The sequence below is a fragment of the Celeribacter neptunius genome (assembly GCF_900113955.1).
GTDB lineage: Bacteria > Pseudomonadota > Alphaproteobacteria > Rhodobacterales > Rhodobacteraceae > Celeribacter > Celeribacter neptunius.
Map to the genome: position 1 here is coordinate 88,560 of NZ_FORH01000007.1, position 19,422 is coordinate 107,981.

The window sequence follows — 19,422 nt, forward strand, 5'->3', positions numbered from 1 at the left end:
TTCCCGTCTTGATCAAGTCACACTCCCCCGGTTAACTCGGCGGCATGAGTGAGGACGGGCATATCGGGATCAATCGGCACAGGATCAGTCGGCGCGGGGCGCTGGGGCTTTTGCTCGGCGGTGCGGCGCAGCTCGGCCTGGCGCGGGGCGCGCTGGCCGAGGGGCTGATGGCGTCGCCCCTCCCTGTGCCGCGTCCCGAGGGCCTGTTCAAACAGAGCCTGCCAAGCTCCGAAGAGCTCGTCGCAGCCGCCCGGCTTTCCGGTCAGGTCAGTTTCGCGGTGGCGGACGCGGCGACCGGCGAGAGCCTCGAGACCCGTGATCCGCTGATGCGCCTGCCACCGGCCTCGGTGGCGAAGACCGTCACCAGCCTCTATGCGCTCGAACATCTCGGAGCGGGGTATCGCTTTGCCACCCGCGTGTTGCGCAGCGGGCCGGTGGTCGACGGCGTGCTCGAGGGCGATCTGATCCTCCTGGGCGGGGGAGATCCGACACTTGACACCGATGCGCTGGCGGCGCTGGCGCAACAGCTGGTGAGCGCCGGGATCACCAGGGTCAGCGGGCGGTTTCTGGTCGATGACAGCGCCCTGCCCAGAATTGACCAGATCGACGGGCAACAGACCGAATATGCCGGTTACAACCCGACGATTTCCGGACTCAATCTGAATTACAACCGCGTGCATTTCGAATGGCGGCGGCAGGGCGAGAGCTACAGTCTCAAGATGGATGCCCGTGCCACGAACCATGCCCCGGATGTGCGGATCTCGCATATGCAGCTGGCGAGCCGCGATCTGCCGGTGTTCGATCACGAGCCGGGCAAGGGGCGCGACGAATGGACCGTGGCGCGCAGTGCGCTGGGCAATGGCGGCGCGCGCTGGCTGCCGGTGCGGTTGCCGGCGCTATATGCCGCCGAAGTGTTTCAGCTCCTGGCCGGGTCTGCTGGCCTGCGTCTGCCGCAGGGGCAGCGCGGGACGATGCCCGCAGATGCGATCGAGATGGCCCGGATCGACAGCGCGCCTCTGCGCGACATCGTGCGGGACATGCTGAAATACTCGACCAATCTGACCGCCGAGGTGATCGGGCTTGCGGCCAGCCGGGCGCGCGGGGGCGCGCCGGATACACTGGCCGCCTCGGCCGGGGCGATGAGCGCCTGGGCGCGCGAGACGCTGGGCATGCGCCATATCGCCTTTGTCGATCATTCGGGGCTCGGCGCGGACTCGCAGGTCAGCGTGGCCGATCTGGTCACCCTGCTGACGGCGCCCGGGGTCGAGACGGTGCTGGCCCCGCTGATGAAGCCGATCCGGATGCTCGACGAGAAGGGCAACCTGCTCGAGAACAGCCCGGTCAGCGTGCATGCCAAGACCGGCACGCTGGATTTCGTCTCGAACCTGGCGGGCTATGCCGATCTGCCGGATGGCCGGCGTCTGGCCTTTGCCGTCATCGCGGCCGATGTGCCGGCGCGCGAGGCGGCCAAGGCGCAAGGCGCCGAGATCCCGAAAGGGGCGCGCAGCTTCAATGGCCGGGCGAAACGGTTGCAACAGGCGTTGATCCAGCGCTGGGGGGCGTTTTACGCGGCGTGAAGAGCGCGCCGGTTTCGGTCGCCCCGATGGTCGTCCGGGTGGCCGCCCCGATGCGCGTCCCGGTGAAAAGCGCGCCTAGCGCAACAGGGTCGTGATTTCTTCGGGCCGATTATAATAGTCGGAGAGGGCGATATTGTAGAGCGTCTCGTCGCGTTCCATGATCAGCACCGGGACGCCGGAGAGACCATATTGGTGCATCAGGCGCTCGGTTTCCTGCGCCATCGCGCGGGCTGCGTCGGAGGCGTCGGAGAGCGCTGTGCTGGTGTCGAATTCGTCGCTGAGGATCTGCTCGATATATGCCGCGTCCTGTGCCGAGCGGCCCTCTTCCCAACGTGCCTTTTGCAGGCGACGCGCCAGGGCCATCTCGACCTTTGCGCCTTGATCATGGACCAGGGCGGCGGCCTGCGCGGTCAGGGTCGACTCGAGTCTCTCTTCGGGGGCGCGCAGGATGTTCTCGCGATAGGTCTCGGAAAACGGCTGGCCGGAGAGCTGTTCGGCGCGGGCGTCGTGTTGTTCGATCATCCGGCCGAGACCCGACCCCATGGTCTGGGCGTGCTCGGGGGCAAAGAGCCACCTGTGATGCATCTCGACCTCGGCGCCGGCCTCGACAAGGGCGGAGATCACCGGTGCACCGGCATAGCACCAGCCGCAATAGGTGTCGTAGAGATACGTGAAGCGGGGCATATCTGTCCTTTGCAGGGCTCTCAGAGCGGAGCGTGGATCAGCATGTAGCGCGCACGTGCCCCCCGTTCAATGGCGGCGGCGTGCAGCCGGTCGATGTTGAGCTCGTAGCGGATCTCCTCGAGAAGCCGCAGCTCGGCCTCGTAGGTATGACCATCGGCGGCGGCGACATCGCAGGCCAGCGCATAGGCGGTCTCGTGCAGATAGTCGGGCAGGTTGTCGCGGATGAGACCGAACAGGGCATCGAGCCCGTCCTCTTCCGAGAACAGGTCGAACACGGTCGAGGACACCACCTTGATCCGGTCGGGATCGTAATCGCCGAAGATCGGCAGATGGTTGACGATATTCTCGATCGTGACCAGTTCGGCGGTGCGGATATTCTCATCCGACATGGATTGCGCGATCATCACCGCGACGAGACAGTCCTGCGGGGTCAGCGAATGGGGCATATCGTTCATTTTATTGGCTCCTGAGCGGGCGTTTCCATCCAAACAATATTGACGCAACGCGGCATGTTCAATAGGAACCGGGCTTTGCGGGATGGACCCGTGCGAGATAAGGATTCCTTGATCATGACTGACCTGCGTGACGCTGGTATGAGCTCTAAAGCCTGGCCTTTTGATGAGGCAAGGAAAGTTCTCAAACGCTATGAGCAGTCCAAGGACAAGAAGGGCTATGTGCTCTTCGAGACCGGGTATGGCCCCTCGGGCCTGCCGCATATCGGCACCTTTGGCGAGGTGCTGCGCACGACGATGATCCGCCGCGCCTTCGAGGTGATCTCTGACATTCCGACGCGTCTGATCTGTTTCTCGGACGATATGGACGGGATGCGCAAGATCCCCGGCAATGTGCCCAATCAGGAGCGCCTGAAAGAGGACATCCAGAAGCCGCTGACCAGCGTGTTCGACCCGTTCGAGGAATTCGAGAGCTTCGGCGCGCATAACAACGCCATGCTGCGTCGCTTCCTCGACACGTTCGGCTTCGAATATGAATTCTATTCGGCGACCGAGTTCTACAAATCGGGTCAGTTTGACGAGGTTCTGAAACGCGCCGTCGAGAAATACGACGATGTGATGAAGGTCATGCTCAAGAGCCTGCGCGAAGAGCGCGCCGCGACCTATTCGATCTTCCTGCCGATCCACCCGGAAACCGGTCGCGTGCTCTACGTGCCGATGAAATCGGTCAACAAGGATGATTACACCATCACCTTCGATGACGAAGACGGCCGCGAATGGACCCTGCCGGTCACCGGCGGCAATGTGAAATTGCAATGGAAACCCGACTTCGGCGCGCGCTGGGCGGCGCTTGGCGTGGATTTCGAGATGTATGGCAAGGACCACTCGACCAACACGCCGATCTACGACCGGATCTGTGAGATTTTGGGCGGCAAGAAGCCGGAGCATTTCACCTATGAGCTGTTCCTCGACGCGCAGGGCCAGAAGATTTCCAAGTCGTCCGGCAACGGTCTGTCGATCGACGAATGGCTGACCTATGCCTCGACGGAGAGCCTCAGCTATTTCATGTATCAAAAGCCGAAAACGGCGAAGCGGATGCATTTCGATGTGATCCCGCGGGCGATGGATGAGTACCACCAGCAGCTGCGCGCCTATCCGAAACAGGACGCGACGCAAAAGGCCAATAACCCGGTGTTCCACATCCATGGTCAGAATGTGCCGGCCTCCGACATGGTCGTGCCCTTCACCATGCTGTTGAACCTGGCCTCTGTCGCCGGCGCCGAGGACAAGGATCAGCTTTGGGGGTTCATCCAGCGTTACGCGCCGGACGCCAGCCCGGAGCACAATCCGCAGCTCGACGCCGCCGCCGGCTATGCCGTGCGCTATTACAATGACTTCGTGAAGCCGGAGAAGACCTTCCGTGCGCCCTCTGCCGAAGAGCGCGCCGCGATGGAAGATCTCAAGGCGGCCTTTGGTTCCGCCGAGCTGGCGCTCGCCGAAATCGCCAAAAAGAACGAAGCCGCCGGTTCCGACGAGGCGCTGCCGGAGGCGGATTTCACCGACGGCGATTTCCTGCAATCGATCGTCTTCGCGGTCGGCAAGAACCACGGGTTCGAGAATCTGCGCGACTGGTTCAAGGCGCTTTACGAAGTGCTTCTGGGGCAGAGCCAGGGCCCGCGGTTCGGCTCCTTTGCGGCGCTCTACGGGGTGAACGAGACCATCGCGCTTCTGGACAAAGGGCTGGCGGGCGAGCTGTCCTGAGTTTTGTGAAAGGCGAAATGATTTGGGCGGTCCCTCGGGGCCGCCTTTTTCATTGGCCTGCACTGGATTGCGTGATCATGTCGGGCATGGGGTCAATCAGATGGAGGCCGGGATGGGAACTGTGCTTGGGAGAGTGTTGATTTACACCGATAAGATCGACGAGATGACCGGATTTTACGCGCGGTATTTCGGCTATGCGATCTATCGCTCAAAGACCGATCCGATCGTCGAACTGCGGTCCCGGGCGGAGGGGATGACGCTTCTGCTGCACCCGCTGCGGCCGGGACAGGACGAGGGGCAATCCCAGGTCAAACTGGTGTTCGATGTCGAGGATGTCGCCGGGTTTTGCGCCTCTGCGAAGGCCGACGGGCTGGATTTCGGCGAGATCATCCGCATGGAGGGCTGCGCCTTCGCCAATGTGCGGGACCCGGCGGGGCATACGATTCAGGTGTCGGACCGGGTCTTTGCCCAGTCGCAGCGGGGGCAGGGCGATTACCGGCCCGGATGAGGCGCCCGCTCAACCGGCCTGCCAGAGCCGGTACCAGATCGACCAACGCCGGCCCAGCGCTTCGGGCGTGTCGGCGAAAAGCCGGGCACCGTCGCGAAAGGCCTGGCGCTCCAGGACCTTTCGGCGTTTCTCCATGGCCTTTTCAATCGTCTGGACATTCTCGGTGGAAATCCCGGCCTTGCGGGCCTCTTCGGCGAGCACGACGAGATCGTGATGCTGTCCCAGTAAACTGCCGAGCTGCGTGGCGGCCGTGCTATGGGCCATCATCGCCTCGGGCCAGATCGGGGTGAGGATATAGGCGTGATAGGCATGATATTTCACATGTTTGCGCCAGTCGTGGAAATCCTCGGGGGCGTGGCTTTCGCGGGCCCGGGCCAGATCGGTATAGCCGGCGGCATAGGTGGCCCGGAGACCGGGAAAGACGGCTTTGCGCCCGGCATGTTGCAATTGCCAGCTCTGGCTCGCCGCGCGGAAGGCACGCAGATCCTCGCGCACCTGTTTCAGGCGAAGCTCTGCACTGTCGGACCCATAGGCCTCGATCCGCGCCGCTTCGAGCCGGCTGCGATAGCGGGTGCAGGAGGGCGATGAGAGATCGACCAGATCGGCGAGCTGCAGAAACGTGTCGAGCCGCACCTTGGCGTCGCGCATTTCCGAGAGCTCGCGGGCAATGTCGCGCAGCGCCCGGTCGCTGTCGTGGAACCCTTTGAAATCCGGCTGCACGAGGCGCAGCAGGCCCCGCAATTCCTTGATCCGTCGGCGAATATTATGCACCGCGCGCATCCTGTCCTCGAGGCTGTGCGCCGCGGTCTCGGCGATCGCCCGATCCAGACGGTCGGCGGCGAGGCGCCGTAGGGCGCGTGTCATGTCGGGGTCTTTTCTGCGGATGCGATCGCTCATGATGGGCAAAGCCTACGCCGATGTCGGTGAGGTGCCAATGATCTATTCGCCGCAGGGCGCGAAGTGTTGCGCCTGCGGGGGCGGCGCCGCACGGGGTGCTAACAGGGCCGTAAATCCGGGACGGTAAACCGGGTCCATCTCGGGGCAGATGCGCGCTGACATTGGCGTCGATCGATGGATGAAAGGGGCTCGTATGAACAAGGCCATCACTGACGGGCTGGCGCTGATGCCGCCGGCCTTTGCGCAGGGGCTGGATGTCTGGTCCAGCGAGGACGGAACACCGGGCTCCGCGACCTATGACGGGGCGGCGAACGCGGCCTTTGTCGCGGCGGATGCGGATTTCGGCGGCTGTCTCGAACTGGTCAAGACCACGATGACGACCAGGCTGCGCTACATGGGCGAGACGCCTTTGCAGCCGGGGATGTATTTGCAGATCACCGCGCGGGTGAAGGCCATCTCCGGCAATCTGCCCTCGGTGCGGATCGCCGGCTGGGCCGGCAACGGCGCGTTCAATCACGTGGGCGGGCTGACCGAGCTGGGCGCCTCGGTGGCGCTCGACAGCTACGGCGAGGTGGTCGAGGTCTCGGCCATCGTCGGGTCGGGCGCGCGCGGTGGCGTCGACATGCCCTGGGGGCTCGCGCCGGTCTATGGCCATTTCGGTCTCGATCTCACCGGCTTGAACGGCGGCACGGTGCGGATCGACGACATCCGGATCGAGGATGTTTCGGGCTGGTATCTCGGCGACAGCAGCGGTGTCATCGATGTGCGCGACTATGGCGCCGTGGGGGACGGGGTGACGGATTGCACCAACGCCTTCGATGCCGCCAATGACGCCGCGAACGGGCGTCGTATCCTGGTCCCCGAAGGGGTGTACAAGCTCACCGATACGGTGTCGTTTACCACCGAGGTGACATTCGACGGCACGGTGAGCCTGCCGGCGAATGAGCGGCTGGTGCTGCGCAACAATTTCCACCTCGACGCCTATATCGATGCGTTCGGCGATGAGGTCGAAGGGTTCAAACGCGCGATTCAGGCGATGTTCCAATATACCGACCATGACAGTCTCGACATGCGGGGGCGGCGGATCGAGCTTTACGGCCCGCTGGATATTGCCGCGATCGCCGGCAAGGACACGCTCGAGGTGCGCCGGGTGATCCGCAACGGTCAGATCAACGTGCAGGCCTCGAGCGATTGGAATACCGAGACCGCGACGTCGCAGGCCAGCTACAGCCCGGCCAGCCCGCGCAAGCTTTCCAATGTCGCCAATGCCGCCAATATTCCCGTCGGCAGTCTGGTCACCGGCAAGGGGGTCGGGCGCGAGGTCTATGTCACCTCGGTCAATATCGGCAATCAGACGATCGACCTGAGCCAGCCGCTTTTCGGGCCCGACGCGACCCAGAGCTACACGTTCACGCGGTTCAAATATGTGCTCGATTTCTCGGGCCTGTCGAAACTCTCGCAATTCAGCCTGTTGGAGATGGAATTTCTCTGCAACAGCCGCGCCTCGGCGGTGATGCTGGCGCCCTCGGGAAATAATTTCCATATCCGGGACTGCCATTTCAAATCGCCGCTCAACCGCGGGGTGAGTTCCTTGGGCGAGGGCTGTCAGGATCTGCATATCGACCGCTGTTCCTTTGTCTCGAACGAACAGAGCGTGCCGGCGGAGGACCGGCAATCGATCGCCTTCAACGTCAACGCCAATGACACCAAGATCCGCGACAACGTGTTCCAGAAATTCGGCCATACCGGGATCTGCTATGGCAATGGGCATATTTTTGTCGGCAATCACTGGTATCAGGGCGACAGTGTGGCCGACAGCCCGCGCATGGCGGGGCTGGTTTTGACCTATCCCAATGTCAAATCCATCATCACCGGAAATTACATCGACAATTCCTTTATCGAGATGACCAACGAGCATGACGCGCGACCGGATTTCTCCTCGGAATATTCCTTTGGCGGGCTGACCGTCACCGGCAATATCTTCACCGTCAACGATGCGGCGCGCTGGTTCTCCTGGATCGTGGTCAAACCCTATGGGCCGGGCCATTTCATTCAGGGGCTTTCGGTCCAGAACAACACGTTCAAATCCCTGAACGGGATCACCGACCGGGTGGAGACGGTGGACACGACCTATGCCGATCTCAGCTATAACCTGATGCGCAACATCACCTTCGAGGGCAATACGTTCAACGGCATCGGGCAGGTCACGGTCAACCCGGTGTCGCTGGAGTTTTCCCAGAGTACGGCGTCGAACAACTGGGTGCTCGACCCGTCGGGCTACCTGCCGTTCGGCGGCCAGGCGCGGGTGGTGGAGAGCCTGGTGTTCCGCAATGCCATGACCAATGGCTCCGGCTCGACCGTCTATCACCGGCCCTATGTGACGGTGAATTACGGGGCGTCGGCGAACCAGCTGCGCCTGACCTTTCCCGAGGCGGTGAAAGGCACGGTCAATGTGGTGACGCGGATGGACAAGCCGATCTGAACCATGATCCGGCCCGAGCGTGACGGAGCCTCGTGGGCGAACGGCCCGCGGGGGTTAGGCGTCGCGCGACAGATCCCCGGGGGACAGGCGATAGGCCTTGCCGAAACCACCGTTCAGGTCGGCGGAGCGCGGCGTGAAGCGGACAAAGGAGAAATCTCCGAAATCGACATAAAGCTTGGCTTTCGGGTGGTGGGTGACCCAGGCGGCACGACAGGCGGCGTGCTCTTCGCTCTGGCGGGGAACGAAATGCGCCTCGACGCTCACGGACAGGCGCGGAAAGGCCAGCGGGTCGCCCTTTTGCGGCGCCTCGCCGAGCAGGAGCCCGGCCATCGGATTGGCGCGCAGGGCTTTGGTATGGCCGGACAGATCCGAGACCAGCGTCAGCCAGGCGCCATCGCCGCCCAGCCCGAAGGCGATGCGGGTGACATGCGGGGCCGCCGTCTCCGGATCGGTGACCGCCAGCGCGGCGATCCGGGCCCCGGTCACCAGATCCCGCGCCATCTGGCGGGCGTCGTCATCGGTCGGGCGGATCGGGGAGGGTTTGTCTTCACGCATACGCGCAGTCTAGGGACGCGCAACAGGCGAGGCCAGCGCAAATTCCGCTGGCCTCCTCCGCATAACACGCGGCTTCACAAAAACTGTCGGGCGGGCCAATCTGTCGGGTGGCTTGCCCCCGTGCTCAGGCGCCTGTGTTCAGGCGGCCCGTGCTCAGGCGGCCTGTGCTCAGGCGGCCTGTGCGGCGTCGGCTCTGGCGGTGATCCTGTAGCCCAGCCCCCAGACGGTTTCGACAATGTCCGGTTCGCCGCCGCAAAGCTCGATCTGCTGGCGGATGCGCGACAGGTAGACATTGATGATGCGGGTGTCCGGCTCGTCGTTCCAGGCATAGAGATGGTTCATGAAGGTCTCGCGGGTCACCAGACGCTCGCGGTTCAGCACCAGCATTTCGAGGATCTCGTATTCCTTGCGGGTGAGCTGCAGCTCCTGGCCGTTGATCGTGGCCACGTTGTGATCGGTGTCGAGCGTCAGCGCGCCGACCTGAAGCGATTTGCTGGCATAGCCGGCGGTGCGGCGCACGGCGGCCTTGATCTGGGCGGCGAGGAAGGCCGGGTTCACCGGGCCGGAGATCACGTCATCGGCACCGGCCTCATAGGCGCGTTTGCGGCTCTCCCAATCGTCATGCGCGGTGAGCGCGTAGATCGGCATCAGCGGATCGCGGTGGCGCAGCTGTTCGATCAGTTTGAAGGCGTTGATGTCGGGCACGTCGAGGTCGAGGACAATCGCGTTCTGTTCGCCGAAGTCGGCGAAATCCATCAGTTCTCGCCCGTCGTTCACACGGGTGACCAGCAGACCGGCATCATCGAGACCGGCGGCAGCGGTCATGGCATTCCAATTGGTTTCAGCAAGAAGTACACGCATGATTTGTCCTTTCCTGACACATCCCTATCCCGGATCTCCGGGGTCGCTTTTCGGGTTCGGGGGTGGGTCCGTTCTGGACATTTACGACCGCATTTTAGCTGGCCATGTTCGAGTTCAATTGGATTTTAGCTAAATCCGCATGGCCTCTTGCAAGCATTTGTTATGGTTAACGCACTGAAAACACAGAAAAGCCGGAATGACTCAGGGGGCGCTCGCGAAATGCGGCGGGGCTTGGGCAAAAGCGTGATCTGACTGGGGAGAATACCCGAAAAACAATGGTTAATGCATGGGGCATTCCGGTTCGGGGATGCGGTATGGGTAAGGCCCGCCGGGTGATTCTCCAAATGCGGACTGGCTAAAATGCGAGCTATTCCGGTGGCGGGAGGCGGCAAGGGCGGCGAGCGGGTTTCTTCCGCGGATCGAAAAGAGGTATGCGAATGCACGCATATGGCTCTATGCTTCTCCTACAAGGCTCAGATTTGGGAGGAGACGATGCCGACAATATCCAAGGACCGCGCGTGCCAGACCGTTTTGACGACATTCGAGACGACGCCGGGCATGGCTCAGGATCTGATGGAAGCACTGCAATCCGCCTATTCGGAAGTGATCTCGAAGCAGAAAGGCTTCATCGCGGCGGCGCTGCATATCAATGATGCACAGACCCGGATCGCGAATTATTCGCAATGGGAGGAGCGCGGCGATTATCAGGCCATGCTCCGGACCGAGGAGATGCGCAAGCGCAACCGGGAGATCAACGGCATGTGCAAGACCTTTGAGCCGGTGATGTATGAAGTGGAAGGACTCTATTGATGCGTTTGACAATTGTAATGGCCGCCGCGGCCGCATGTTTCGGGGCGGCTGCCATGGCCGAACCGGTCGGGATCACACCCGACACGATGTCGGTGACGGTGGAGACCGGGGCCGGGCCGGTGGAAATTTCCCGGATTCAGGACAACGCCAATGAGGTGACGGGCATCTGGGCCCAGACCTCGCGCCCCTGTCCGAATTTCTGCATCCAGCCGATGACCCCGGCCGAGGGTGTGACCACCATCGGCGAGCTGGAGCTCATGGAGATGCTGCAGGCGCCTGATGCGGTGGTGCTCGACAGCCGGGTGCAGCCGGATTTCGAAGGCGGTGCCATCCCCGGGGCCAAGCATATGGCCTATACCGAAGCGGCGGACCGCTTGGGCGAGCTGGGCTGTGAGCCGGATTTCGAAGGTTTCATCTGTGAGGGCGACGCTGTTCCCCGCGTGGCGCTTTATTGCAACGGGCCGTGGTGCGGCCAGTCGCCGACCGCGGCGCGGCGGATGATCGAGGCGGGCTTCCCGGCCGAGAAACTCTATTACTACCGCGGCGGCATACAGGTCTGGCGGATGCTCGGCCTCACCGTGGTGGTGCCGGAATGAACCAGGGCCGCCGGGGCACGGGTCCCGGCGGCACCTGACGGTCGAGCCGGATCAAGCTGCCGGTCTACAGCGCGCCGTAGAGATAGAGCGCGAAATCATATTGGGTGAGCATCTCGCGGATCGACTGCTGGACGGTCTGCGCCTCTGTCGGGGCGAGGTCACCGCGCTCGGTGATCTGTTGCAACAGCGGCAGCATTTCCGCCCATTTCACGTCGATCTCCGCCATCACCATGGCGATCTTGTCCGTGGGAGGCGGCACGATCTGTTTGTCGTCATTGCCATGGGCCAGGGCGGCGCTCACCATCGTGTAGCGGAACAGTTTCTTTGACACGGCTTTCAGCCGGTCCCCGGGATCGCCCAGCTTGACGGCTTCGCAGAGATCGGCCCCCATGCCGGCGAGGTCCTGGGCCTGACGGGCGGCGAGAGTGGCGAGTTTCGCCGCAGTCGGGTCGGGCACCGAAAACCGCGCCTGGGTGTCGAGCGCCTTGCCGATCGCGGCGGTCTTTCCGGCGAGCTGTTTGAGCGTGGCGGCGTTTTCCGGGCTGAAGAACGGGCTTACCCCGGCAATGAGCGGCTCCGCCTCCGCGATCTTTTCCAGGATCTTCGGATGGGCCATGGGCAACAGCCCCTCGTCGAGCGAGCCTTCGCGCAGCGCCCAGATGTAAAATTCGAGATCGTCGACATGGCGCAGCACGGAGCCGAGCCCCTCCGAGGTGATGCCATAGACACAGCTGTCGCGGCGCAGGGCTTCGCCGGCCAGGGCCAGCCGTCCGGCAACCTCGATACGCCTGAGCGCGCCCTGTTCGGTGTCGGGCCCTGTCTCGGGAGGGCTCTCCGGTTCTGCCGCCGCGAGCGGCAAGGCCAGAAGAATGGGAATGAAGGCCGTCGAAATGCGCATGATCTGTTCGCCACCTGTGCGTTGGTCGATTGTTTGTCACAGGATCGGCGCAATGCGACAAACAAGGGTAAACCACGCCCCCGGATGGGGTGAAGGTTTTGTGACAGATGCGTCGGATTTGAGGGAAGGGGGCTGTGAGGTCGCGGTCAATCGGGCAGGGCAAGCCGCCAGGTCAGCCCGGTCTTGCTGCCTTTGAAGAAACTGTTCTCAGCGAGGACTTTGGCCGGGCCGTGGGAGATGTCTTCGAGATCTTTCAGCCGCGCCCAGGACGGGACTGTGATGGTCAAAACCGGCTTGGTCTTGCCCATCACGGACACTTTGGGAAACATGCTCCATGTGCCCTCGGCCGTGATCCGGCACATGCCGCCATCCGTGGCGAGCCCCCCGTGCTGGCCTTTGGGCGGGTTCTCTTCCCAGAACAGGGTCTCATCCTCCGCGCCGCCGGAAATCCTGATCCAGAGAACGGTTTGTGGCGCCTTGTCGTGACGGATCTTGATGAAGCAGTCCATGGCAACCTCCAAGGTCTGCGCGCTTCCGCCGTATTCTAACAGAAATGAGAGGAAATGTCTTGATTGGTCGCAAGCCTCAGCGTTTCTTCTTGCCGCCCCTTTATCTCTGTTGGCCAAGGAGGGCGTGCCTAAATCACAGCTCTGATAAGTCTACTTCGAGTTGGAGAGCCAGCTCACAAGATCATCATGATCCCGCAGTTCAAGTTGTGATGGGATATAATTTTTCCATTCCACTTTGGCTGTCGGCGCGAAAGTCGAGGTGGTCGTAATGACAGCTCGCGTCGGCGTATTGTCAAAGTCGGTATTCAATTTGAAAGTTCCCATCATGGCGCGAACGTCATTCATGCCTACGGTGTTGCCTTTTGAGAACGCCTTGCATTGATCCAGAATACGGAGTTTTCCGAAGCCACTCTTCTCAGCAATGAGGTCTTTGCCCCCATCTCCGCTCCTTGGTGTAAGTGTTACCTTGTAGCCGAGGCGGTCGTATGTGGATGCGATAAACTCCTCAAACTCTCGCGGGTGCTTTGAGAATTGATACAAGATTTCAGGCGAGGTTTTGACCTGCTGAAAGATTGCCTCCCACGGGTAGCGCAGGGCTGCAATTATCTGCCCCTCATTGGCATGTTCTACGACTTCAAGGAGCTGTATTGGGATGATCAATTCATGTGAAAGCGTCTCCATCTGTTCGCGCACCTGCGCAGGTCTTTGGTGAAGCACAACATTTCCTATGCTAAGTCCAAGGCCTAACATCACTTCCTCTTCCCCCGTCCAGCCTTGCCACCCCGCATCCCCGGTCGTCCTGCCGTTGACCGTCCGCTCTTCTCCTTGGCATCGGCCACGGCCTCGTCCACCGCGGATTGCCGCGCCAGCGGATCATCGTGGAGCACCAGATCGACGGTTTCGAGCCGTTTGATCTCGTCTCTGAGCCGCGCGGCCTCTTCGAATTCGAGGTTCTCGGCGGCCACCCGCATGTCGGTCTTGAGGCCTTCGAGCACGGCTTGCAGGTTCTGGCCTGCGGCGGGTTTGTCGATCGTGGCGGTGACGCGGTTCATGTCCACGTCGCCCTGATAGAGCCCGGCGAGGATGTCATCGACATTCTTCTTCACCGTCTCGGGCGTGATGCCGTGCTCTAGGTTATAGGCCATCTGTTTCTCGCGCCGGCGTTCGGTCTCGTCCATGGCGCGCTGCATCGAGCCGGTGATCTTGTCGGCGTACAAAATGACCCGGCCATCGGCGTTGCGGGCGGCACGGCCGATGGTCTGGATCAGCGAGGTCTCGGAACGCAGGAAGCCTTCCTTGTCGGCATCCAGAATGGCGACGAGGCCGCATTCCGGAATATCAAGCCCCTCGCGCAACAGGTTGATGCCGATCAGCACGTCGAAAGCGCCCAGACGCAGGTCGCGCAGGATCTCGATGCGTTCAATGGTGTCGATGTCGGAATGCATGTAGCGCACCCGCACGCCCTGTTCGTGCAGATATTCGGTGAGATCCTCGGCCATGCGTTTGGTCAGCGTGGTGACCAGCACCCGGCGGCCGATCTCGGCCATTTTCTTGGCCTCGTCCAAGAGATCGTCAACCTGGGTATCCACCGGGCGGATCTCCACCACCGGGTCCAGAAGCCCCGTCGGGCGGATGATCTGTTCGACGAAAACGCCGCCGGATTGCTCCAGCTCCCAATCCTTGGGCGTGGCGGAGACAAAGACCGATTGCGGCCGCATCCCGTCCCATTCCTCGAATTTCAGAGGCCGGTTGTCCATGCAGGAGGGCAGGCGGAAGCCATGTTCGGCGAGCGTCGATTTGCGTCGGAAGTCGCCGCGGTACATGCCGCCGATCTGCGGCACCGAGACGTGGCTCTCGTCGGCGAAGACGATGGCATTGTCGGGGATGAATTCGAACAGCGTGGGCGGCGGCTCGCCCGGGGCGCGGCCCGTCAGATAGCGCGAATAGTTCTCGATGCCGTTGCAGAAGCCCGAGGCCTCCAGCATCTCCAGATCGAAATTGGTGCGCTGTTCCAGCCGCTGCGCCTCCAGCAGCTTGCCCTCATCGGTGAAACGGATGAGCTGTTGCTTGAGCTCCGCCTTGATGCCGTTGATCGCCTGTTTGATCGTCGGTTTCGGCGTCACATAATGCGAATTGGCGTAGACCCGGACATGTTCGAGCGTGTCGGTCTTCTTGCCGGTGAGCGGGTCAAACTCGGTGATGCTCTCCAACTCCTCGCCAAAGAAAGACAGTTTCCAGGCCCGGTCTTCCATGTGCGCGGGCCAGATTTCGAGACTGTCGCCGCGCACCCGGAAGGAGCCACGGTCGAATGCAGTGTCATTGCGCCGGTATTGCAGCTCCACCAGATCCGCCATCAATTGCCGCTGATCGTAGTCTTCGCCCATCTTCAGATCGATGGTCATCGCCATGTACAACTCGGGCGAGCCGAGGCCGTAGATGCAGGACACGGAGGCCACGATGATCACGTCGTCGCGTTCCAGAAGCGAGCGCGTGGCGGCGTGGCGCATCCGGTCGATCTGTTCGTTGATCTGGCTTTCCTTCTCGATGAACGTATCGGAGCGGGGGACATAGGCCTCCGGCTGATAATAGTCATAGTAGGAGACGAAATATTCGACGGCGTTCTCCGGAAAGAAGCCTTTGAACTCACCATAGAGCTGCGCCGCGAGCGTTTTGTTCGGAGCGAGGATGATCGCCGGGCGTTGCGTCGCCTCGATCACCTTCGCCATGGTAAAGGTCTTGCCGGTGCCGGTGGCGCCCAGAAGCACCTGATCATGTTCGCCGGCCTCGATCGCCGCAGAGAGTTCGGCAATCGCCGTCGGCTGATCCCCCGAGGGCTCGAAATTGCTGTGCATGACGAACCGCTTGCCGCCTTCGAGCTTCGGACGGTTCTTCAACTCTTTCGGCGGGTCGGTCATCAACTGCGGGTCCATGGGCGATCCTTTGGTGGGCGTTTGAGGGGCAAGGGGCGGAACGGTTAAGAGATGATCTCTTTTTGTTCTCGGTTCAAGCCCCGAGCCCGATTCAACCGACAAGAGGCCGCAAGAGGTACTTGGTTAACAAATCGTTGCTACTTTAGCGAGTATTTTCGGATTTTTTATGCAACTTTAGCGATATTTTCTCTTGCCACAGAAATGCCGACAGGCCTATCCTATATATGCAAGCAGCAGAACAGACTGTCCCGGCCGGGTGCGTACCACCACCCACCCCTCGCTCCCACGCTCCGGTCGGGCAGTCACCCTCCTCCCCTCAATTCATTCCCCTCGATCTTGGCCGCTGGACCCGAGCCTCTAGCCTCTAGCCCTGAGATCCTGGCCCGTAATCTTTCGCGATCATCGGGTTTCGCGTTTGCCCCGATGCCATCGATTTTCCGCCCCCTGAGCCACGGTGTTTCGGCAATGTCGGCCTCTGTCTCGTGAAAGACTTGAAACGGCTGTGGGAAATGGGGATAACCGCAGCAAGAAGCAAAGGAGTCTCTTGATGCGCGCTCGTATCTATCAGCCCGCCCGCAACGCGATGCAATCCGGGCAAGGCAAGACCAAACACTGGATGCTCGATTACGCCCCGGCCTCGAGCCGCGATATCGACCCGCTGATGGGCTGGACCTCGTCCAGCGACACCCAGACCCAAGTGCGCATGAGTTTCGAGAGCAAGGAAAAGGCGATCGCCTATGCCGAACAGCATGGCATCGACTATGTGGTGCAGGAGCCGCACAACCGCGCGCATAACGTGCGTGCCGGCGGCTATGGCGAAAACTTCGCCACCAACCGTCGTGCCCCCTGGACGCATTGATCGAGACGCCTTGATCGGATGGCGTCGGCACGGGATGTGCCGGTATATTGTCGAATGACCTGTGTGGGCGGCCAATCGGTCGCCCTTGTCGTCTTGGCCCCTATGAACCTTCGTTTTGGAGACCGCCCATGACCTTCATCCATCTCGTGACCCATTCCGGCGGCTTTCATGCCGATGAGGTGTTGTCCTCTGTCATCCTGACCCGATTGTTCCCCGAGGCCAAGCTGGTGCGCAGCCGCGATGAGGCCTGGCTCACCCCGGCCGCGGATCGGATCATCTATGATGTCGGGCGTGCCTATGATGCCGGGGCCGGGATTTTCGATCACCATCAAAAGCCCAACCCGCTGCGCCCCGACGGCCAGCCCTATAGTTCCTTCGGGTTGATCTGGGCGCATTTCGGACGCGACTATCTGCGGGCGCTGGATGTGCCGCAAGCGCGGGCGGACGCGATCCACGCGGCATTCGACGCCGATTTCGTGCTTCCCGTCGATCTTCTGGACAATGGCGCCATGGACCCGGGCGTGGCCGGTCCGCTGTCGAAGCTGACCCTGCCCAACCTGCTGGAGAGCTTCAAACCGGATTTCGACGATCGTTCCCCGGAGGCGGATGATCGGGGGTTTCATCGGGCGCTCGCGGTGGCCCGCGGATTGGTCGAGGCCGAAATCGCGCGTCTGGCCGCGAAATACCGGGCCGAGACCCTGGTGCTCGATGCGATCGAGGCCGCCGGTGCGGCGCGCATCCTCGAGCTGCCGATGGGCATGCCGTTCCGCTCCGCGATCGAGGCGGCGGGGGCCGATCACCTGCTCTTCGTGGTGCATCCGCGTGGCGCCGACTGGGCCCTGACCACGATCCGGCTGGGCGCTGACACATTCGAGAGCCGGGCCGATCTGCCGGAGGCCTGGGCCGGGCTCACGGATACGGCGCTCGAGGCGGCCAGCGGAGTGAAAGGCGCAAAATTCTGTCACAACGGCCGGTTCATCGCCGTGGCCGACAGTCGGGAGGCCATTTTGCGCATGGCGGCACTGGCACTCGAAGCGTTGGAATAGCCGCTACAGGGGCAGGCTGTCAGGGCAGGCGGTCCATCGGGCAGCTCGGCGGCACCATGTGGAAGATGGCGCTTTGCACCGCTTCGGCACAGGCATGGCCGTTGCGCTGACAGCGTTTGCAGGCCTTGCCGTGATACAGCGCCCGGTCGGCGCGTTCGCGGGCCTCGTTGAACCCTTCGAGCGTGGCTGTCATCGCCGCAGGGCCGAAGGAGGCGCTGAGCGAGATCGTCTCGCCGGTGGGGGCCGAAAGCGCGCCCCGTGCCAGCGCCTGATCGAGCCGGTTGCAGGTCTCATGCAGGGATTTCGCGGCGCTCTTGTCGAGCAGGACGATGAACTCGTCGCCGCCCCAGCGTCCGACGATGCCGTGCTCCCCGATCTCGCGTTCCAGGATCGTCGCGGCCAGTTGAATGGCCTCATCGCCGATCTCATGGCCGAATGTGTCATTGAGCCATTTCAGACGGTCCAGATCGATCAGGATCATGGCGCTGTAATGCCAGGTCTTGACCGCCTGCAGGACGCCGCGCCGGTTGCGGATGCGGGTCAGCGGATCGCTGATCGCGGCGAGTTCCATTTCGAGATTCTGACTGCGCATCAGGTCGCCGACCCAGAGGGTCAGCCCAACCAGGAGCATCGACATCAGGCCGAAGGCGATCTCGAGCCCATGTGCGATATGGGCCGACATCCACAATGTCTTGGCCAGCCAGAGCCCGACCGCAGAAGGGATCATGATCGCGGCGAGGGTCAGGGCGCGGACCAGCTGGCATTGGCCATGTGGGCACATCAGCCCGGAAAAGGGGCGCTGGTCGCGTTTGTGATGCATCAGGTCGAGGCTGAGCAGAAGCATCAGCCCGACGGAGAAGACCGACAGTTCCAGATCGGTCAAAAGTGCCTGAAAGGCCAGGCCTTGAATGGCGATCGTGGTGACCAGCGCCGAGAACAGCGTGGCGGCGGTCGACAGGCGCGGGTAGCGGCTCTCGCTCAGGAGCGCGGCGCCGATTGCCGCCTGGGCGATGGCGGTCTGGGTGGAAAACTCGGCCCGCAAAGGCGGCTCGATGCCCCAGCTGCTCAGCGGCGCCTTGCCGATCAGCAGCGGCCAGCCCGGCAGGCTTTGTTCAAGGAGCCTCTGAATGGCGAACATCAGCACATAGCCCAGGGCCATGCCACGCAGCAGGCGCAGCCCTCCCGTGGCTTCTCGGGTCAAAATACAATATAGAAGAAGCCCGTACCCCAGGGCCGAAAAGATGTTCAGAGAGGGGGTGTGGGTTGACGGGAAAACATAGAGGTTATGGGTCAGACCCAAAGCGATGAGGAGCGCGACCAGGCTGCGTCCATACTTCGGGAAAACAGAATACGTGTTACCTATCAGGGTCATTACCGGATGCCATGCCTTCGAACATACGAGATATTCATGGTAAAAATTTCGTTGATCGATACGTGAAGTCGGGCTTTGGCGATAGCTTCTTTTTGTGCTGAGGCGCGGGTTTCTGCCGATGGCAACCCTTCTTGCGAGAATGCAAATAAAGCATACGCCCAAGAGTTGTGTTTTGTGCGTCAGAAAACAGCGGGCGCCGCCGAAGGTGCGGTACAGCTCGCGGTTTTCGCGTGAGATCGATCTGGTCTGTGGGGCCGGTCCGTGCCCGGGAAAGCGATGGCCGTTTCAGAGCATCTGGCACTGGTCTGGATGCGGGGCCTGGATGTGGGGTCCGGAGGCGGCCTGGAAGCGGATCGTGGCCGAGATGTCACGGGTTTTTCTGCGTCGCGGCGGTGGCGGGTTGAAATTTGGGGCAGAATGACTACCCTATTGCCAGGGTCCACGCGACGGACCCGCTCGGTTTTCCGGGACTGCCCGCCGGTGTTGCACGTAGTGTTGCATGGCTCGTGTTCCGTGACCGACCCGCTTGGCGCTGATGCCCGCCTGGCCTGACGACTGTATCGTCCTTCGGCCTGCCTATGGAGTGTCTTTGCCCCTTGTCGCGCGGCCTCGATCAGAGGCGGGT

18 protein-coding genes are annotated in these 19,422 nt (G+C 62.1%); 8 read left to right on the forward strand and 10 right to left on the reverse strand.

All coding sequences use genetic code 11. The features are described 5' to 3' along the window. Positions 1-44: 44 nt before the first annotated feature. Entirely contained in the window at positions 45-1,577 is a 1,533-nt protein-coding gene (gene dacB, locus BM151_RS16255; RefSeq protein WP_090061799.1) for a D-alanyl-D-alanine carboxypeptidase/D-alanyl-D-alanine endopeptidase, read from the forward strand. Positions 1,578-1,652: 75 nt separating this feature from the next. Here the strand turns inward: dacB and BM151_RS16260 are convergent, their stop codons facing one another. Together BM151_RS16260 and BM151_RS16265 are read right to left on the reverse strand one after the other, a co-directional pair. After that, positions 1,653-2,261 (reverse strand): DsbA family protein, encoded by a 609-nt coding sequence (locus BM151_RS16260; RefSeq protein WP_090061800.1) that lies wholly within the window; start codon positions 2,259-2,261, stop codon positions 1,653-1,655. Between the two features lie 20 nt (positions 2,262-2,281). Beyond that, positions 2,282-2,716, reverse strand: a complete 435-nt coding sequence (locus BM151_RS16265; RefSeq protein WP_090061801.1) for a tellurite resistance TerB family protein — start codon at positions 2,714-2,716, stop codon at positions 2,282-2,284. A gap of 114 nt (positions 2,717-2,830) precedes the next feature. On the opposite strand from BM151_RS16265, the gene BM151_RS16270 reads away from it, so the two are divergent. Then, positions 2,831-4,474, forward strand: coding sequence for a lysine--tRNA ligase (locus tag BM151_RS16270; protein WP_090061802.1), 1,644 nt, complete (start codon positions 2,831-2,833; stop codon positions 4,472-4,474). Positions 4,475-4,586: 112 nt separating this feature from the next. Beyond that, positions 4,587-4,982, forward strand: coding sequence for a VOC family protein (locus BM151_RS16275; RefSeq protein ID WP_090061803.1), 396 nt, complete (start codon positions 4,587-4,589; stop codon positions 4,980-4,982). A gap of 9 nt (positions 4,983-4,991) precedes the next feature. Here the strand turns inward: BM151_RS16275 and BM151_RS16280 are convergent, their stop codons facing one another. Next, positions 4,992-5,846 (reverse strand): CHAD domain-containing protein, encoded by an 855-nt coding sequence (locus BM151_RS16280; RefSeq protein ID WP_177213189.1) that lies wholly within the window; start codon positions 5,844-5,846, stop codon positions 4,992-4,994. A gap of 226 nt (positions 5,847-6,072) precedes the next feature. On the opposite strand from BM151_RS16280, the gene BM151_RS16285 reads away from it, so the two are divergent. After that, a complete protein-coding gene (locus BM151_RS16285) occupies positions 6,073-8,361 on the forward strand; it encodes a glycosyl hydrolase family 28-related protein (RefSeq protein WP_090061805.1) in 2,289 nt (762 codons plus the stop codon). 54 nt (positions 8,362-8,415) lie between these two features. Here the strand turns inward: BM151_RS16285 and BM151_RS16290 are convergent, their stop codons facing one another. Next, entirely contained in the window at positions 8,416-8,916 is a 501-nt protein-coding gene (locus BM151_RS16290; protein WP_090061806.1) for a HugZ family pyridoxamine 5'-phosphate oxidase, read from the reverse strand. Between the two features lie 168 nt (positions 8,917-9,084). Beyond that, a complete protein-coding gene (locus BM151_RS16295) occupies positions 9,085-9,777 on the reverse strand; it encodes a response regulator transcription factor (RefSeq protein WP_090061807.1) in 693 nt (230 codons plus the stop codon). A 492-nt stretch (positions 9,778-10,269) separates the two neighbouring features. Between BM151_RS16295 and BM151_RS16300 the strand changes: the two genes are divergently transcribed. Both BM151_RS16300 and BM151_RS16305 read left to right on the forward strand, forming a co-directional pair. Next, positions 10,270-10,587, forward strand: a complete 318-nt coding sequence (locus tag BM151_RS16300; RefSeq protein WP_090061808.1) for an antibiotic biosynthesis monooxygenase family protein — start codon at positions 10,270-10,272, stop codon at positions 10,585-10,587. Beyond that, positions 10,587-11,183: a rhodanese-like domain-containing protein gene (locus tag BM151_RS16305; RefSeq protein ID WP_090061809.1), complete on the forward strand. Its 597-nt coding sequence runs from the start codon at positions 10,587-10,589 to the stop codon at positions 11,181-11,183. Before BM151_RS16300 ends, BM151_RS16305 begins: the two co-directional genes overlap by 1 nt. A 64-nt stretch (positions 11,184-11,247) precedes the next feature. Here BM151_RS16305 and BM151_RS16310 read toward each other — a convergent pair whose 3' ends face one another. The 4 genes from BM151_RS16310 to uvrB form a co-directional block, all read right to left on the reverse strand. Continuing rightward, a complete protein-coding gene (locus tag BM151_RS16310) occupies positions 11,248-12,081 on the reverse strand; it encodes a hypothetical protein (protein ID WP_090061810.1) in 834 nt (277 codons plus the stop codon). A 146-nt stretch (positions 12,082-12,227) separates the two neighbouring features. Continuing rightward, a complete protein-coding gene (locus BM151_RS16315; protein WP_090061811.1) occupies positions 12,228-12,590 on the reverse strand; it encodes a hypothetical protein in 363 nt (120 codons plus the stop codon). 150 nt (positions 12,591-12,740) lie between these two features. Then, positions 12,741-13,340, reverse strand: a complete 600-nt coding sequence (locus BM151_RS16320; protein ID WP_090061812.1) for a restriction endonuclease — start codon at positions 13,338-13,340, stop codon at positions 12,741-12,743. After that, complete coding sequence (gene uvrB, locus BM151_RS16325) at positions 13,340-15,520, reverse strand: excinuclease ABC subunit UvrB (RefSeq protein ID WP_090061813.1); 2,181 nt, start codon at positions 15,518-15,520, stop codon at positions 13,340-13,342. The genes BM151_RS16320 and uvrB overlap by 1 nt, the downstream gene beginning before the upstream one ends. Positions 15,521-16,067: 547 nt before the next feature. On the opposite strand from uvrB, the gene BM151_RS16330 reads away from it, so the two are divergent. Next, positions 16,068-16,379 carry an ETC complex I subunit gene (locus BM151_RS16330; RefSeq protein WP_090061814.1) on the forward strand — a complete coding sequence of 104 codons (312 nt, stop codon included), beginning with the start codon at positions 16,068-16,070 and terminating at the stop codon, positions 16,377-16,379. Between the two features lie 128 nt (positions 16,380-16,507). Further along, positions 16,508-17,425, forward strand: a complete 918-nt coding sequence (locus BM151_RS16335; protein WP_090061815.1) for an MYG1 family protein — start codon at positions 16,508-16,510, stop codon at positions 17,423-17,425. Positions 17,426-17,444: 19 nt separating this feature from the next. Here BM151_RS16335 and BM151_RS16340 read toward each other — a convergent pair whose 3' ends face one another. After that, positions 17,445-18,626 carry a GGDEF domain-containing protein gene (locus BM151_RS16340; protein ID WP_177213190.1) on the reverse strand — a complete coding sequence of 394 codons (1,182 nt, stop codon included), beginning with the start codon at positions 18,624-18,626 and terminating at the stop codon, positions 17,445-17,447. Between the last annotated feature and the right edge of the window lie 796 nt (positions 18,627-19,422).

Excerpts from the sequence above, each read along its gene's own strand:
- BM151_RS16295 (WP_090061807.1), bottom strand. The coding sequence starts at position 9,777 with ATGCGTGTACTTCTTGCTGAAACCAATTGGAATGCCATGACCGCTGCC.
- BM151_RS16260 (WP_090061800.1), bottom strand. The coding sequence starts at position 2,261 with ATGCCCCGCTTCACGTATCTCTACGACACCTATTGCGGCTGGTGCTAT.
- uvrB (WP_090061813.1), bottom strand. The coding sequence starts at position 15,520 with ATGGACCCGCAGTTGATGACCGACCCGCCGAAAGAGTTGAAGAACCGT.
- BM151_RS16270 (WP_090061802.1), top strand. The coding sequence starts at position 2,831 with ATGACTGACCTGCGTGACGCTGGTATGAGCTCTAAAGCCTGGCCTTTT.
- BM151_RS16265 (WP_090061801.1), bottom strand. The coding sequence starts at position 2,716 with ATGAACGATATGCCCCATTCGCTGACCCCGCAGGACTGTCTCGTCGCG.
- BM151_RS16300 (WP_090061808.1), top strand. The coding sequence starts at position 10,270 with ATGCCGACAATATCCAAGGACCGCGCGTGCCAGACCGTTTTGACGACA.
- BM151_RS16285 (WP_090061805.1), top strand. The coding sequence starts at position 6,073 with ATGAACAAGGCCATCACTGACGGGCTGGCGCTGATGCCGCCGGCCTTT.
- BM151_RS16275 (WP_090061803.1), top strand. The coding sequence starts at position 4,587 with ATGGGAACTGTGCTTGGGAGAGTGTTGATTTACACCGATAAGATCGAC.
- BM151_RS16280 (WP_177213189.1), bottom strand. The coding sequence starts at position 5,846 with ATGACACGCGCCCTACGGCGCCTCGCCGCCGACCGTCTGGATCGGGCG.
- BM151_RS16330 (WP_090061814.1), top strand. The coding sequence starts at position 16,068 with ATGCGCGCTCGTATCTATCAGCCCGCCCGCAACGCGATGCAATCCGGG.
- BM151_RS16290 (WP_090061806.1), bottom strand. The coding sequence starts at position 8,916 with ATGCGTGAAGACAAACCCTCCCCGATCCGCCCGACCGATGACGACGCC.
- dacB (WP_090061799.1), top strand. The coding sequence starts at position 45 with ATGAGTGAGGACGGGCATATCGGGATCAATCGGCACAGGATCAGTCGG.
- BM151_RS16335 (WP_090061815.1), top strand. The coding sequence starts at position 16,508 with ATGACCTTCATCCATCTCGTGACCCATTCCGGCGGCTTTCATGCCGAT.
- BM151_RS16320 (WP_090061812.1), bottom strand. The coding sequence starts at position 13,340 with ATGTTAGGCCTTGGACTTAGCATAGGAAATGTTGTGCTTCACCAAAGA.
- BM151_RS16305 (WP_090061809.1), top strand. The coding sequence starts at position 10,587 with ATGCGTTTGACAATTGTAATGGCCGCCGCGGCCGCATGTTTCGGGGCG.
- BM151_RS16310 (WP_090061810.1), bottom strand. The coding sequence starts at position 12,081 with ATGCGCATTTCGACGGCCTTCATTCCCATTCTTCTGGCCTTGCCGCTC.
- BM151_RS16315 (WP_090061811.1), bottom strand. The coding sequence starts at position 12,590 with ATGGACTGCTTCATCAAGATCCGTCACGACAAGGCGCCACAAACCGTT.